Origin of the sequence: Pseudomonas sp. H3(2019) (assembly GCF_007713465.1) — a bacterium.
Taxonomy (GTDB): domain Bacteria; phylum Pseudomonadota; class Gammaproteobacteria; order Pseudomonadales; family Pseudomonadaceae; genus Aquipseudomonas.
Window position 1 is genome coordinate 22,640 of record NZ_VMSG01000004.1, and the last position, 14,317, is coordinate 36,956.

The 14,317-nt window shown below is 60.4% G+C and carries 12 protein-coding genes and 1 other RNA gene; all 13 read left to right on the top strand.

Going from position 1 to position 14,317, the window contains the following annotated elements:
• Window positions 1-71: 71 nt before the first annotated feature.
• An RNA gene (gene rnpB, locus FPT12_RS05665) (RNase P RNA component class A) lies at window positions 72-425 on the top strand.
• Window positions 426-920: 495 nt separating this feature from the next.
• A complete protein-coding gene (mraZ, locus tag FPT12_RS05670) occupies window positions 921-1,376 on the top strand; it encodes a division/cell wall cluster transcriptional repressor MraZ (protein WP_019693566.1) in 456 nt (151 codons plus the stop codon).
• Window positions 1,373-2,320: a 16S rRNA (cytosine(1402)-N(4))-methyltransferase RsmH gene (gene rsmH / locus FPT12_RS05675; RefSeq protein ID WP_371922498.1), complete on the top strand. Its 948-nt coding sequence runs from the start codon at window positions 1,373-1,375 to the stop codon at window positions 2,318-2,320. The genes mraZ and rsmH overlap by 4 nt, the downstream gene beginning before the upstream one ends.
• Complete coding sequence (ftsL, locus tag FPT12_RS05680) at window positions 2,317-2,610, top strand: cell division protein FtsL (RefSeq protein ID WP_054595708.1); 294 nt, start codon at window positions 2,317-2,319, stop codon at window positions 2,608-2,610. Before rsmH ends, ftsL begins: the two co-directional genes overlap by 4 nt.
• Window positions 2,610-4,349: a penicillin-binding protein 2 gene (locus FPT12_RS05685; protein ID WP_178098637.1), complete on the top strand. Its 1,740-nt coding sequence runs from the start codon at window positions 2,610-2,612 to the stop codon at window positions 4,347-4,349. The genes ftsL and FPT12_RS05685 overlap by 1 nt, the downstream gene beginning before the upstream one ends.
• Window positions 4,349-5,812: a UDP-N-acetylmuramoyl-L-alanyl-D-glutamate--2,6-diaminopimelate ligase gene (locus tag FPT12_RS05690; protein ID WP_145015026.1), complete on the top strand. Its 1,464-nt coding sequence runs from the start codon at window positions 4,349-4,351 to the stop codon at window positions 5,810-5,812. Before FPT12_RS05685 ends, FPT12_RS05690 begins: the two co-directional genes overlap by 1 nt.
• The gene (gene murF, locus FPT12_RS05695; RefSeq protein WP_145015027.1) at window positions 5,805-7,172 is read left to right on the top strand and encodes a UDP-N-acetylmuramoyl-tripeptide--D-alanyl-D-alanine ligase; all 1,368 of its coding nucleotides are present in this window, start codon (window positions 5,805-5,807) and stop codon (window positions 7,170-7,172) included. The genes FPT12_RS05690 and murF overlap by 8 nt, the downstream gene beginning before the upstream one ends.
• Window positions 7,172-8,254 carry a phospho-N-acetylmuramoyl-pentapeptide-transferase gene (mraY, locus tag FPT12_RS05700; protein WP_145015028.1) on the top strand — a complete coding sequence of 361 codons (1,083 nt, stop codon included), beginning with the start codon at window positions 7,172-7,174 and terminating at the stop codon, window positions 8,252-8,254. The genes murF and mraY overlap by 1 nt, the downstream gene beginning before the upstream one ends.
• Before the next feature lie 5 nt (window positions 8,255-8,259).
• Window positions 8,260-9,621: a UDP-N-acetylmuramoyl-L-alanine--D-glutamate ligase gene (gene murD / locus FPT12_RS05705; RefSeq protein WP_145015029.1), complete on the top strand. Its 1,362-nt coding sequence runs from the start codon at window positions 8,260-8,262 to the stop codon at window positions 9,619-9,621.
• A complete protein-coding gene (ftsW, locus tag FPT12_RS05710; protein WP_145015030.1) occupies window positions 9,618-10,835 on the top strand; it encodes a putative lipid II flippase FtsW in 1,218 nt (405 codons plus the stop codon). Before murD ends, ftsW begins: the two co-directional genes overlap by 4 nt.
• Complete coding sequence (gene murG / locus FPT12_RS05715) at window positions 10,825-11,895, top strand: undecaprenyldiphospho-muramoylpentapeptide beta-N-acetylglucosaminyltransferase (protein WP_145015031.1); 1,071 nt, start codon at window positions 10,825-10,827, stop codon at window positions 11,893-11,895. The genes ftsW and murG overlap by 11 nt, the downstream gene beginning before the upstream one ends.
• Entirely contained in the window at window positions 11,888-13,348 is a 1,461-nt protein-coding gene (gene murC, locus FPT12_RS05720; protein ID WP_123425031.1) for a UDP-N-acetylmuramate--L-alanine ligase, read from the top strand. Before murG ends, murC begins: the two co-directional genes overlap by 8 nt.
• The gene (locus tag FPT12_RS05725; RefSeq protein WP_145015032.1) at window positions 13,345-14,313 is read left to right on the top strand and encodes a D-alanine--D-alanine ligase; all 969 of its coding nucleotides are present in this window, start codon (window positions 13,345-13,347) and stop codon (window positions 14,311-14,313) included. The genes murC and FPT12_RS05725 overlap by 4 nt, the downstream gene beginning before the upstream one ends.
• The last annotated feature ends 4 nt before the right edge of the window (window positions 14,314-14,317 follow it).

Below are 14,317 nucleotides of genomic sequence, written 5' to 3' on the forward strand. Positions count from 1 at the left end.
GCGGGTTGTAGAGCGGCAAAAGGCTTTTATCGCTTGTTCTTCGGGCTCTCTGCCGTTAACCTTTGCGGCGGAGAGTCGATTGGACAGTCGCTGCCCTCTATGAAAATTAGGGGGGGGAGGAAAGTCCGGGCTCCATAGGGCGAAGTGCCAGGTAATGCCTGGGAGGCGTGAGCCTACGGAAAGTGCCACAGAAAATAACCGCCTAAGCACTTCGGTGCCGGTAAGGGTGAAAAGGTGCGGTAAGAGCGCACCGCACGACTGGCAACAGTTCGTGGCTAGGTAAACCCCACTTGGAGCAAGACCAAATAGGGTCCCAAGGCGTGGCCCGCGCTGGGACCGGGTAGGTTGCTAAAGATGTCCAGTGATGGCCATCGTAGACGAATGACTGTTCAAGACAGAACCCGGCTTATAGATCGACTCTCCACCTTTTTGTTCCTTCGGCTTGAATCTTTAGCGGAAGGACGTGGTAATACTGATTAGCCATCTGCCGCCCCCTGGCAGAGGCTCCGATACAGTAGTGATTACCCTCCCTGCTTGAATCAGTGGCAGAAGGGTTTGGTAATACCGATTAGCCAGCGCTTGAACCGCTAGTCGCATCACCCGGGTAGTGGCCAATTCCCTCCCTGCTTGAATCAATAGCAGAAGCGCTTTTGTAATACCGAAAAAATCTTACTCTTAACAAATCACTTTAACTTCTGAGCGTAGCCTCCAGTGCTGCTTCAAGTTATTGAGCAAAATCATCCGCCAAATACTCGTAACCCCTTCTTTTGCAGCGCTAAATCTCCGATCTGTAAGGGTTTTCCTTCAATCCGCGCCTTGACGGTGTGGTGGGCGCATTCCTATAGTGTGCGCAAGTGGCGGAAAGTGGCATGAAGTGGGTTTTTTAAGCGTAAAACGCTAAAATTTGGAGAAACGCTGACGTGTTTCGCGGAGCTAACGCTATCAGTCTCGATGCAAAAGGCCGTCTCGCCATGCCGAGCCGGTATCGTGACGAGCTCGTTTCGCGAAGTTCCGGGCAATTAATTGTCACAATTGATGCCGTTGATCCTTGTTTATGTGTTTACCCGCTCGATGAGTGGGAGCTGATTGAAACCAAACTGCGCGCACTGCCTTCGCTTCGCGAAGAGAACCGCCGTTTGCAACGTTTGCTGATTGGTAATGCCGTCGACCTCGAGCTCGATGGCAGTGGTCGTTTTCTGGTCCCGCCGCGTCTGCGCGAATACGCCAAATTGGATAAGCGCGCAATGCTGGTAGGCCAACTGAACAAGTTCCAATTGTGGGACGAGGATGCCTGGGATGCGGTTTCTGCTGCTGACCTGGCTGCTATTCAACAACCGGGCGCCATGCCTGATGAACTGCGTGATTTGATCCTGTGACTATTGATAGCGGCTTTAACCACATCACCGTACTGCTTGACGAAGCCGTTGAGGCTCTCGCCGTACGCCCTGATGGCTGCTATCTGGATGGCACGTTCGGGCGCGGCGGGCATAGCCGCCTGATTCTCAGCCAGCTCGGTCCCGATGGTCGGTTGCTGGGGTTCGATAAAGATCCTCAGGCGATTGCCACCGGGCAAACGCTAGCGGCCGAAGACGGCCGCTTTGTCATTGTACAGCGCAGCTTTGCCGAGCTCGGTTCGGAAGTTGCCGAACGCGGTCTGGCCGGCAAGGTCAGCGGCGTTCTGCTCGACCTGGGCGTGTCTTCGCCACAGCTCGACGACCCGGAGCGTGGCTTCAGCTTCCTCAATGACGGCCCGCTGGACATGCGCATGGACCCGTCTCGCGGGATCAGTGCGGCAGAGTTCGTTAACACCGCACCCGTCGAAGAAATTGCCCGTGTGTTCAAGGAATACGGCGAAGAGCGCTTCTCCGGTCGTATGGCCCGTGCCGTGGCCGAGCGCCGCGATATCAAGCCCTTCGAACGCACTGGTGATCTGGCTGAAGTCCTGAAAGTCGCCAACCCTGCCTGGGAGAAGGGCAAGAATCCGGCTACCCGCGCGTTCCAGGGCCTGCGAATTCACGTCAACAACGAGTTGGGCGATCTTGAGACCGGCCTCGAAGCCGCGCTTGAAGCCCTCGAAGTGGGCGGTCGCCTGGTGGTGATCAGCTTCCACTCGCTGGAAGACCGCATCGTCAAACAGTTCATGCGCAAACTGGTCAAGGGCGAAACCGATAATCTGCCGCGCAACCTGCCGGTACGTTTCGAAGCCTTTGTGCCGAAAATCAAAATTCATGGCAAACCGCAGTTCGCTGGCGAAGCCGAACTCAAAGCCAACCCCCGTTCCCGTAGCGCCGTCATGCGTGTCGCGGAGAAACTTCGGTGAGCAAGCTCTTCGCCAAGCCACTTCCAGGCGGAAGCTTTTTCATGCTGCTGCTATTTATTGCCGTATTGGTCTCCGCGATCGGGGTTTCCTATAGCGCTCACTGGAACCGTCAACTGCTGAACTCGCTGTACAACGAGTTGAGTGTGCGCGACAAGGCGCAGGCAGAGTGGGGCCGGTTGATTCTTGAACAGAGCACCTGGACCGCTCACAGCCGTATCGAAGTATTGGCCACTGAACAACTGAAGATGCGCATTCCCGGCGCCGCTGAAGTACGGATGGTGGCGCCATGATGAAACTCGAAGGGGCACTCTTTCCGTGGCGGTTTCGCGTGGTGCTTGGCTTGCTGGGTGTCATGGTGGCCGCCATCGCGTGGCGCATTGTCGACCTGCAGGTGATCGACCGTGACTTCCTGATTGGTCAGGGCGATGCGCGCAGTGTTCGACACATCCCGATCCCGGCTCACCGTGGTTTGATCACCGACCGTAACGGCGAACCGTTGGCCGTGAGTACCCCGGTCACCACCCTGTGGGCCAACCCCAAGGAAATGCAGCTGGCCAAGGAAAAGTGGCCGGCACTGGCGACTGTGCTGGGGCAGGACCCTAAAGTACTGGCCGAGCGACTCGAAGCCCAGGCGAACAAAGAATTCATCTATCTGGTGCGCGGGCTGACCCCCGAGCAGGGCCAGGTCGCGCTCGATCTGAAAGTGCCGGGCGTTTACGGCATCGAAGAGTTCCGGCGTTTCTACCCGGCTGGCGAAGTCACCGCGCACATGGTCGGCTTTACCGACATCGATGACCACGGGCGTGAAGGCGTGGAGTTGGCGTACGACGAATGGCTGGCCGGTGTCGCTGGCAAGCGCCAGGTCATCAAGGACCGGCGCGGCAGACTGATCAAAGACGTTCAAGTGACCAAAAACGCCAAGGCCGGCAAGCCCTTGGCGTTGTCGATTGACCTGCGTCTGCAATACCTGGCGAACCGCGAGCTGCGCAACGCGATCATCGAGAACGGCGCCAAGGCTGGCAGCCTGGTGATCATGGACGTCAAGACCGGCGAGATCCTCGCCATGGTCAACCAGCCGACCTACAACCCGAACAACCGTCGCAACCTGCAACCGGCGATGATGCGTAACCGCGCGATGATCGACGTGTTCGAACCGGGTTCGACCATGAAAGCGATCTCCATGAGCGCCGCGATCGAAACCGGCCGCTGGAAACCGAGCGACACCGTCGAGGTGTACCCGGGCAGCTTGCAGATTGGTAAATACACCATCAAGGACGTATCCAAGACTGAAGGCCCGGTGCTTGACCTGACCGGTATTCTGATCAACTCCAGTAACGTCGGCATGAGTAAGGTCGCGTTCGATATCGGCGGCGAAACGATTTTCCGTCTCGCGCAGAAAGTCGGCCTCGGCCAGGACACCGGTCTGGGTTTCCCGGGCGAGCGTGTCGGCAACCTGCCGAACTACCGCGAATGGCGCAAGGCCGAGACGGCCACGCTGTCGTATGGCTATGGCATTTCGGTGACCGCCATTCAGCTGGTCCACGCCTTCTCGGCGCTGGCCAACAACGGTCGTATTGCACCGCTGACCCTGATCAAGACCGACAAGGCCGCGCAAACTACTCAAGTGATCCCGGAAGCCGTGGCGAAAACCATGCAAGGCATGTTGCAGCAGGTGATCGAAGCGCCGCGCGGTGTATTCCGTGCGCAAGTGCCGGCCTATCACGTCGCTGGCAAGTCCGGTACGGCACGTAAGACATCGGTGGGCACCAAAGGCTACGCCGAGAACTCCTACCGCTCGCTGTTCGCAGGTTTTGGTCCCATGAGTGACCCGCGCTACGCGATCGTCGTGGTCATCGATGAACCGAGCAAGGCCGGCTACTTCGGTGGTCTGGTTTCGGCGCCGGTGTTCAGCAAAGTGATGTCCGGGACCCTGCGTCTGATGAACATCACGCCGGACAACCTGCCGCCCACCCAGCAAGCCAACGCTACCCCGGTTATCCCTGTTAAAGCCAATGGAGGGCGCGGCTGATGTCGCTTAGCCTGACCAAGATCTTCGCCCACGCTGGCCGTGATCTGTTGATTCGCGAACTGACCCTGGACAGTCGTAATGTCCGAGCGGGCGACCTGTTCCTGGCCGTCCCAGGCGCTAAATTCGACGGTCGTGCGCACATTGCCGATGCCTTGCAACGTGGCGCCGCTGCAGTCGCCTACGAAGTCGAAGGTGCGACCGTCCTGCCGATTACCGATGTGCCGCTGATTCCGGTCAAGGGTCTGGCCGCGCAGTTGTCGGATATTGCCGGGCGTTTTTACGGCGACCCGAGCCGTAACCTGAACCTGATTGGCGTGACCGGCACCAACGGCAAGACCAGCGTGACCCAACTGGTCGCACAAGCGCTGGACCTGTTGGGGCAGCACTGCGGCATTGTTGGCACCCTGGGCACCGGTTTCTACGGCGCACTGGAAAGCGGCCTGCACACCACGCCGAACCCGATTGCAGTACAGGCAACCCTGGCCGACCTGAAAAAGGCCGGCGGCAAAGCCGTGGCCATGGAAGTGTCCTCCCACGGCCTGGATCAAGGGCGCGTGACAGCACTGGCGTTCGATGTGGCGGTGATGACCAACCTGTCGCGCGATCACCTGGATTATCACGGGACCATGCAAGCCTATGGCGAGGCCAAGGCCAAGCTGTTTGCCTGGAACGATCTGAAGTGCCGGGTGATCAACCTCGACGACGCGTTCGGTCGGCAACTCGCGGCTGAAGAGGCTGAGTCGCGGCTGATCACTTACAGTCTCGAAGACGCCAGTGCCTACCTCTATTGCCGTGAAGCGCAGTTCGACGATGAAGGCGTGCGCGCCACACTGGTGACGCCGCAGGGCGAACACCATTTGCGCAGTGCCTTGCTCGGCCGCTTCAACCTGAGCAACGTACTGGCCGCTGTCGGTGCCCTGCTCGGTCTGAATTACGCGCTGGATGAAATCCTCCACGTACTGCCACAACTTGAAGGTCCGGCCGGTCGCATGCAGCGTTTGGGCGGCGGTACTCTGCCGCTGGTGGTGGTCGACTACGCCCATACCCCGGATGCGCTGGAAAAAGTCCTGACGGCCCTGCGTCCACACGCCAAGGGCAAATTGCTCTGCCTGTTCGGTTGCGGCGGTGATCGCGACCGCGGCAAGCGCCCGCTGATGGCCGAAGTGGTCGAGCGTCTGGCCGACGGCGTGCTGGTCACCGATGACAACCCGCGCAGCGAAGACCCTGCACAGATTTTCGACGACATCCGCGCCGGTTTCACGGCTGTGGATAACGTTCGATTCGTCGCCGGCCGTGGCCAGGCGATTGCCGAGTTGATCGCCAGCGCCAGTGCGGATGACGTGATCGTACTGGCCGGTAAAGGTCACGAGGACTATCAGGAAATAAACGGCGAACGCCATGACTTCTCCGATCTGGTCGAGGCCGACCGTGCCTTGACCGCGTGGGAGGTGGCCCATGCTTAAAGCCTTGAAGTTGAGCGAAGTGGCGGGTCCTTTGGCCGGCCGCCTGCTGACTGCCGATAGCAGCTTCGATGGCGTCAGTATCGACAGCCGGGCGATCAAGCCGGGCCAGTTGTTTGTCGCCCTGGCCGGGCCGCGTTTCGACGGTCATGACTACCTGAACGACGTGGCTGCCAAAGGCGCGGTCGCGGCTCTGGTGGAGCGTGAAGTGCTGAACTCCACGCTGCCGCAACTATTGGTCAAGGATACTCGTCAGGCCCTTGGCGAACTCGGCGCGCTGAACCGTGCTGCGTATTCGAACCCGGTCGCGGCAATCACTGGTTCCAGCGGCAAGACCACGGCCAAGGAAATGCTCGCGAGCATCCTGCGTACGCGCGGTCCGGTACTGGCGACCCGTGGCAACCTGAACAATGACCTCGGCGTTCCGCTGACCTTGCTTGAGCTGGCCGCGGAACACACCGCAGCCGTCATCGAGCTGGGTGCTTCGCGGATCGGCGAGATTGCCTACACCGTCGGCATGACCAAACCGCATGTAGCCGTGATCAACAACGCCGGGACCGCCCACGTCGGCGAGTTCGGCGGGCCGGAAAAAATCGTTGAAGCCAAGGGCGAGATTCTCGAAGGGCTGGACGCCGATGGCGTCGCCGTTCTGAACCTCGACGACAAGGCGTTTGATATCTGGAAGAAGCGTGCCGCCGGTCGTCAGGTGCTGAGCTTTGCCCTGAACGACAGCCGTGCCGATTTCCATGCCACTGATCTGGCTCGTGACGAACGCGGTTGCCCGTCCTTCACGCTGCATAGCCCGCAAGGCGTCGAGCAGGTTCAACTGAACCTCCTTGGTAACCACAACGTTGCCAATGCCCTGGCCGCCGCGGCTGCCGCGCATGCCCTGGGTGTGTCGCTGTTCGGTATCGCCACGGGGCTGAATGCGGTGCAACCGGTCAAGGGCCGTGCTGTGGCGCAACTGGCGAGCAATGGCATGCGCGTTATTGATGACTCTTACAACGCGAACCCCACCTCAATGTGCGCCGCCGTTGATATACTCGCCGGCTTTTCCGGTCGCACCATTCTGGTGCTCGGAGATATTGGCGAGTTGGGCGAGTGGGCGGAGCAGGGGCACCGCGACGTTGGCGCGTACGCCAGCGGCAAGGTTTCCGCGCTTTATGCCGTTGGCCCGATGATGGCGCATGCCGTCGCAGCCTTCGGTGAACAGGCTCGTCACTTTGCCAATCAGGCTGATCTGATCGCGGCGCTGGGCGCCGAACACGATACAAACACCACTATTTTGATCAAGGGCTCGCGAAGCGCTGCGATGGAAAACGTCGTTGCGGCTTTGTGCGGTTCGAGCGGGGAGAAACATTAATGCTGCTGTTGTTAGCGGAGTATCTGCAACAGTTCTACAAAGGCTTCGCAGTCTTTCAGTACCTGACCCTGCGCGGGATTCTCGGTGTGCTGACCGCGTTGTCGTTGTCGCTGTGCCTGGGTCCATGGATGATCCGCACGTTGCAGAACCGCCAGATCGGCCAGTCTGTCCGTAATGACGGCCCGCAATCGCACTTGTCCAAGTCGGGCACTCCGACCATGGGCGGCGCACTGATTCTGACCGCCATCGGTGTCAGCACCTTGCTTTGGGCAGACCTGCACAACCGCTATGTCTGGGTCGTGTTGCTGGTCACGCTGCTGTTCGGTGCCGTGGGCTGGGTCGACGATTACCGCAAAGTCATCGAGAAGAACTCCCGTGGCTTGCCGAGCCGCTGGAAATACTTCTGGCAGTCGGTGTTCGGCCTGGGCGCGGCGATCTTTCTTTATATGACTGCACCCAGCGCGGTTGAAACGACCTTGATCGTGCCGATGTTCAAAGACGCCAGCATCGCGCTCGGCGTTGGCTTCGTGGTCCTGACCTACTTCGTGATCGTCGGCTCCAGCAACGCGGTCAACCTGACCGACGGCCTCGACGGCCTGGCGATCATGCCAACCGTGATGGTCGGCGGCGCGCTGGGGATTTTCTGCTACCTGTCGGGTAACGTGAAATTTGCCGAATACCTGCTGATTCCTTATGTACCGGGCGCAGGTGAGCTGATCGTGTTCTGCGGCGCGCTGATCGGTGCCGGCCTGGGTTTCCTCTGGTTCAACACATACCCGGCTCAAGTCTTCATGGGCGACGTCGGCGCACTGGCGCTGGGCGCAGCGTTGGGCACCATCGCCGTGATCGTCCGTCAGGAAATCGTCCTGTTCATCATGGGCGGCGTGTTCGTGATGGAAACCCTGTCGGTGGTCATTCAGGTTGCCTCTTTCAAGCTGACCGGTCGCCGTGTGTTCCGCATGGCACCGATTCACCACCACTTTGAACTCAAGGGCTGGCCCGAGCCACGCGTGATCGTCCGTTTCTGGATCATCACCGTGATTCTCGTACTGGTCGGCCTTGCCACCCTGAAGCTGAGGTAGAACGAGTGTCTCTGATCGCTTCTGACCACTTCCGCATCGTTGTCGGCCTCGGCAAGAGCGGCATGTCCCTGGTTCGCTTCCTGGCGAACCGGGGTGTGTCGTTCGCTGTCGCCGATACGCGGGAAAATCCACCGGAGCTGGCCACGCTGCGCCGTGACTACCCGCAGGTGGAAGTGCGTTGTGGCGAGCTGGATGTCGAATTCCTCTGCCGTGCCGACGAGCTCTACGTGAGCCCGGGCCTGGCCTTGGCGACTCCGGCCCTGCAAGCAGCAGCGGCCCGTGGCGTGAAGCTGTCGGGTGATATCGAGCTGTTCGCACGTAACGCGAAGGCGCCGATTGTCGCCATTACCGGCTCCAACGCAAAAAGCACCGTGACCACGCTGGTCGGCGAAATGGCGGCGGCAGCCGGCAAGCGCGTGGCGGTGGGCGGTAACCTCGGTACTCCGGCACTCGATCTGCTGAGCGATGACATTGAGTTGTACGTGATGGAACTCTCGAGCTTCCAGCTGGAGACCACCGGTCACTTGGGCGCCGAAGTGGCCACCGTGCTCAACGTCAGCGAAGACCATATGGACCGTTACAGCGGCCTGCCGGCGTATCACCTGGCCAAGCACCGGATCTTCCGTGGCGCGAAGCAAGTGGTGGTCAATCGTCAGGATGCGCTGAGCCGTCCGCTGATGAGCGAGGGCCTGCCGTGCTGGACCTTCGGCCTGAACAAACCGGATTTCAAAGCCTTTGGTCTGCGCGAGGAAAATGGCGAGAAGTATCTGGCCTTTGAATTCCAGAATCTGATGCCGGTACGCGAGCTGAAAATTCGTGGCGCGCATAACCAGTCCAACGCCCTCGCGGCCTTGGCCCTGGGGCACGCCGTTGGCCTGCCGTTCGATGCCATGCTTTCGAGCCTGCGGACTTTCACCGGGCTTGAGCATCGCTGCCAGTGGGTCCGCGACCTGAACGGCGTGAGCTACTACAACGATTCAAAAGCCACCAACGTTGGCGCCGCGTTGGCTGCTATCGAAGGCCTGGGCGCAGACATCGAAGGCAAGCTGGTGCTGATCGCCGGTGGCGATGGCAAAGGTGCCGAGTTCAAGGATCTGCGCGATCCGGTCGCGGCCAACTGCCGCGCCGTGGTGTTGATGGGACGTGATGCCGAGCTGATTGGCCAGGCCATCGGCGATGCCGTGCCACTGATTCGCGCCAACTCGCTGATCGAAGCGGTCGAGCAATGCCGCGCCATCGCCCAGCCAGGCGATGCGGTGCTGCTATCGCCGGCGTGCGCCAGTTTGGACATGTTCAAGAACTACGAAGAGCGTGGGCACCTGTTTGTCCAATCCGTGAAAAATCTGGCCGCGGAGGACTTGGCATGAGCTTGAGAAATATCATCAAGCCGTACCCGTCGCCGATCATCACCGGGCGTGGTATCGACCTCGACTTCCCAATGCTCGCCGGTTGCCTGGCGTTGCTCGGGCTGGGGCTGGTGATGATCGCCTCGGCATCGTCCGAAGTGGCGGCGGTGCAGTCAGGCAGCGCCCTGTATTACATGGTTCGTCACCTTATTTACATCGTGCTCGGCCTCGGTGCCTGCGTCGTCACCATGATGATTCCGATCGCTACCTGGCAACGCCTGGGCTGGCTGATGCTGATCGGTGCATTCGGTTTGCTGGTGATGGTAATCGTCCCGGGGATCGGCCGTGAGGTGAACGGTTCGATGCGCTGGATCGGTTTCAGTTTCTTCAACGTCCAGCCTTCCGAGATTGCCAAGGTGTTTGTGGTGATCTACCTCGCCGGTTATCTGGTGCGTCGGCAGAAAGAAGTGCGCGAAAGCTGGATGGGCTTTTTCAAGCCGTTCATCGTGTTGCTGCCAATGGCCGGCCTGCTACTGATGGAGCCGGACTTCGGTGCCACCGTCGTGATGATGGGGGCCGCGGCGGCGATGCTGTTTTTGGGCGGCGTCGGGCTGTTCCGCTTCACCTTGATGGTGATACTGGCGGTGGTGGCGGTGGTGCTGCTGATCAAGATGCAGCCTTATCGAATGGCCCGTTTGACCACCTTCACCGACCCGTGGGCCGACCAGTTCGGTTCCGGCTACCAGTTGACCCAGGCACTGATCGCCTTCGGTCGCGGTGAGTGGCTGGGCGTTGGCCTGGGCAACAGCGTACAGAAACAGTTCTACCTGCCGGAAGCGCACACCGACTTCGTGTTCTCGGTCCTCGCCGAGGAGCTGGGCGTAGTCGGCTCTCTGGCCACCACCGCGCTGTTCGTCTTCGTGTGCATACGCGGCATGTACATCGGTTTGTGGGCAGAAAAGGCCAAGCAATTCTTTGCCGCTTATGTCGCCTACGGCTTGTCGTTCCTGTGGATTGGTCAGTTCCTGATCAACATCGGGGTGAACGTCGGCCTGCTGCCAACCAAGGGTTTGACCTTGCCGTTCCTCAGTTACGGCGGCAGTTCGTTGGTGATCTGCTGCGCCTGTCTTGGCTTGTTGTTGCGCATCGAATGGGAGAGTCGAACCCACTTGGGCAGCGAAGAGATGGAGTTCAGCGAGAGTGACTTCGCCGAGGAGCCGACCCATGGGCGCTAACGTGCTGATCATGGCGGGCGGCACTGGTGGCCATGTGTTCCCGGCGCTGGCCTGCGCTCGCGAGTTTCAGGCGCGCGGCTATACCGTGCACTGGCTCGGGACGCCTCGCGGAATCGAAAACGAACTGGTCCCGAATGCCGGCCTGCCGTTGCATCTGATCAACGTCAGCGGCCTGCGTGGCAAGAGCAAGCTGTCGCTGCTCAAGGCACCTTTTGTATTGCTCAAGGCGATCTGGCAGGCACGTGCCGTCATTCGTCAGTTGAAGCCGGTCTGCGTCCTGGGCTTTGGCGGATATGTCACCGGTCCTGGTGGCGTAGCCGCCAAACTGGCTGGCGTGCCCGTGATCGTTCATGAACAGAACGCCGTCGCCGGTACCGCCAATCGGTTGCTGGTGCCGTTGGCCGCGCGAGTCTGCGAAGCTTTCCCGGACACCTTTGCTGCCAGTGGCAGCCGGCGCACTACCGGTAACCCGGTGCGCACCGAGTTGTTCCTCGATACAGCACGTCCAGCCCTGGCCGGACGTAAAGCGCGTTTGCTGATCCTGGGCGGAAGTCTGGGGGCAGAACCGTTGAACAAATTGCTGCCTGAAGCCCTGTCGCTGGTTCCCGCCGAACTGCGTCCGGAAGTGTTTCATCAGGCCGGTAAAAACCACGATGAAGTGACTGCCGAGCGCTATCGCACGGCCGGTGTCGAGGCGCAAGTGCAGCCTTTCATCAAAGACATGGCCCAAGCCTATGGCTGGGCCGACCTGGTGGTCTGTCGCGCTGGCGCGCTGACTGTCAGTGAGCTGGCTGCTGCCGGTCTGCCCTCGATGCTGGTGCCTTTGCCCCACGCGATCGACGATCACCAGACCCGCAATGCCGAATATTTGGCTCGTGAAGGCGCTGCCTTCCTGATGCCGCAAAGAACGACTGGCGCAGCGGATCTCGCTGCACGCCTGACAGAGGTCTTGATGCAACCGCAACGACTCAACGACATGGCTGGCGCCGCTCGTCGCCTGGCCAAACCTGATGCAACCCGCAACGTGGTCGATATCTGCCTGGAGGTGGTTCATGGTTGAGAATCAGAAAGCCATGCCGCAGCCGGAAATGCGCCGCATCCGTCGCATCCACTTCGTCGGAATCGGCGGTGTGGGCATGTGCGGAATTGCCGAAGTGTTGCTGAACCTGGGCTATCAAGTGTCCGGTTCCGACCTGAAGGCTTCGCCGGTGACCGAGCGTCTCGAATCGTTCGGCGCCCAGATATTCATCGGCCACCGCGCCGAGAACAGCGCGAGCGCCGATGTACTGGTGGTATCGAGCGCTGTGAACACCTCCAACCCGGAAGTCGCAACGGCCCTGGAGCGTCGTATCCCCGTGGTGCCGCGTGCCGAAATGCTCGCCGAGCTGATGCGCTACCGCCACGGCATCGCCGTCGCTGGTACTCACGGCAAAACCACCACCACCAGTCTGATCGCTTCGGTGTTCGCCGCCGGTGGCCTGGATCCGACCTTCGTGATCGGTGGCCGTCTGAATGCTGCGGGCACCAATGCCCAGCTGGGCACCAGCCGTTACCTGATCGCCGAAGCCGACGAAAGCGACGCCAGTTTCCTGCACTTGCAGCCGCTGGTGGCCGTGGTCACCAACATCGACGCCGACCACATGGCCACCTACGACGGTGACTTCAACAAACTGAAGAAAACCTTCGTCGAGTTCCTCCACAACCTGCCGTTCTACGGTCTGGCGGTGATGTGCCTGGACGACCCGGTGGTGCGTGAAATCCTGCCGCTGGTCAAGCGTCCGACCATGACCTACGGCTTCAGCGAAGACGCCGACGTACGTGCCATCAATGTTCGCCAGCAAGGCATGCAGACCTTCTTCACCGTGCTGCGTCCTGACCGCGAACCGCTGGACGTCTCGGTGAACATGCCGGGCAACCACAACGTGCTGAACTCGCTGGCGACCATCTGCATCGCGACCGACGAGGGCGTCAGCGATGAAGCCATCGTCCAGGGGCTGTCGGGCTTCCAGGGTGTGGGCCGACGCTTCCAGGTCTACGGCGAACTGCCGGTCGAAGGCGGCAACGTGATGCTGGTGGACGACTACGGTCACCACCCGACCGAAGTCGCAGCGGTGATCAAAGCCGTGCGCGGTGGCTGGCCGGAGCGCCGCCTGGTAATGGTTTACCAACCGCACCGCTACAGCCGCACCCGCGACCTGTACGACGATTTCGTCAATGTATTGGCCGACGCCAACGTGTTGCTGCTGATGGAAGTCTATCCAGCCGGCGAAGAGCCGATTCCGGGGGCTGACAGCCGCAAGCTGTGCAACAGCATCCGCCAGCGCGGTCAGCTCGACCCGATCTACATCGAACGTGGTGTCGACCTTGCGCCGCTGGTCAAGCCGCTGCTGCGTGCCGGCGACATCCTGCTGTGCCAGGGCGCCGGTGATATCGGCGGTCTTGCACCGAAACTGTTGAATAGTCCGTTGTTCGCGGGTGCGGTTGTCGCTCCTAACGAAGGAAAGTTGAAATGACTGCTGCCTACGCCAACCTGTTCTCGACCATCCCCCCGAAAGACTTCGGCCGTGTGGCCGTGCTGTTCGGTGGCAAAAGCGCCGAGCGTGAGGTTTCGCTGAAATCTGGTAACGCAGTGCTTGAAGCGCTGCAGTCCGCTGGCGTGGATGCGTTCGGCATCGATGTCGGCGACGATTTCCTGCAACGCCTGCTGAGCGAAAAAATCGACCGCGCCTTCATCATTCTCCACGGTCGTGGCGGTGAAGACGGCAGTATGCAGGGCCTGCTCGAATGCGCAGGGATTCCGTACACCGGCAGCGGCATCCTGGCTTCGGCACTGGCCATGGACAAGCTGCGGACCAAACAGGTCTGGCACAGCCTCGGCATTCCGACGCCACGTCACGCGGTACTGGGCAGCGAAGCCGACTGTATTTTGGCGGCGACGGAACTGGGCTTCCCTTTGATCGTCAAACCGGCGCATGAAGGTTCAAGTATCGGTATGGCCAAAGTGACTTCGGCAGCTGAGTTGATCGAAGCCTGGAAAGCGGCCAGTACCTACGATTCGCAAGTGTTGGTCGAGCAATGGATTCAAGGTCCGGAGTTCACCATTGCGACCCTGCGTGATCAGGTGTTGCCACCGATCGCTCTGGGCACGCCACACACTTTCTATGACTACGACGCCAAGTACCTGGCTTCCGATACCCAGTACCGGATTCCGTGTGGTCTCGATAGCGCCAAAGAACAGGAACTCATGGACCTCACGGCGAAAGCCTGTGAGGCGCTGGGTATTGCCGGTTGGGGAAGGGCTGACGTGATGCAGGACGCCGATGGGCAGTTCTGGTTCCTGGAAGTCAATACCGCACCGGGCATGACCGATCACAGTCTGGTCCCGATGGCCGCACGCGCCGCCGGTCTGGATTTCCAGCAGTTGGTGCTGGCGATCCTGGCGGCCAGTGTTGCCAGTCACGTAGAGCCGCGAGGTTAAGACC

Coding starts and splice junctions, on each gene's coding strand:
- murC (WP_123425031.1), top strand. CDS start 11,888: ATGGTTGAGAATCAGAAAGCCATGCCGCAGCCGGAAATGCGCCGCATC.
- FPT12_RS05685 (WP_178098637.1), top strand. CDS start 2,610: ATGAAACTCGAAGGGGCACTCTTTCCGTGGCGGTTTCGCGTGGTGCTT.
- FPT12_RS05725 (WP_145015032.1), top strand. CDS start 13,345: ATGACTGCTGCCTACGCCAACCTGTTCTCGACCATCCCCCCGAAAGAC.
- ftsW (WP_145015030.1), top strand. CDS start 9,618: ATGAGCTTGAGAAATATCATCAAGCCGTACCCGTCGCCGATCATCACC.
- murF (WP_145015027.1), top strand. CDS start 5,805: ATGCTTAAAGCCTTGAAGTTGAGCGAAGTGGCGGGTCCTTTGGCCGGC.
- murG (WP_145015031.1), top strand. CDS start 10,825: ATGGGCGCTAACGTGCTGATCATGGCGGGCGGCACTGGTGGCCATGTG.
- FPT12_RS05690 (WP_145015026.1), top strand. CDS start 4,349: ATGTCGCTTAGCCTGACCAAGATCTTCGCCCACGCTGGCCGTGATCTG.
- mraY (WP_145015028.1), top strand. CDS start 7,172: ATGCTGCTGTTGTTAGCGGAGTATCTGCAACAGTTCTACAAAGGCTTC.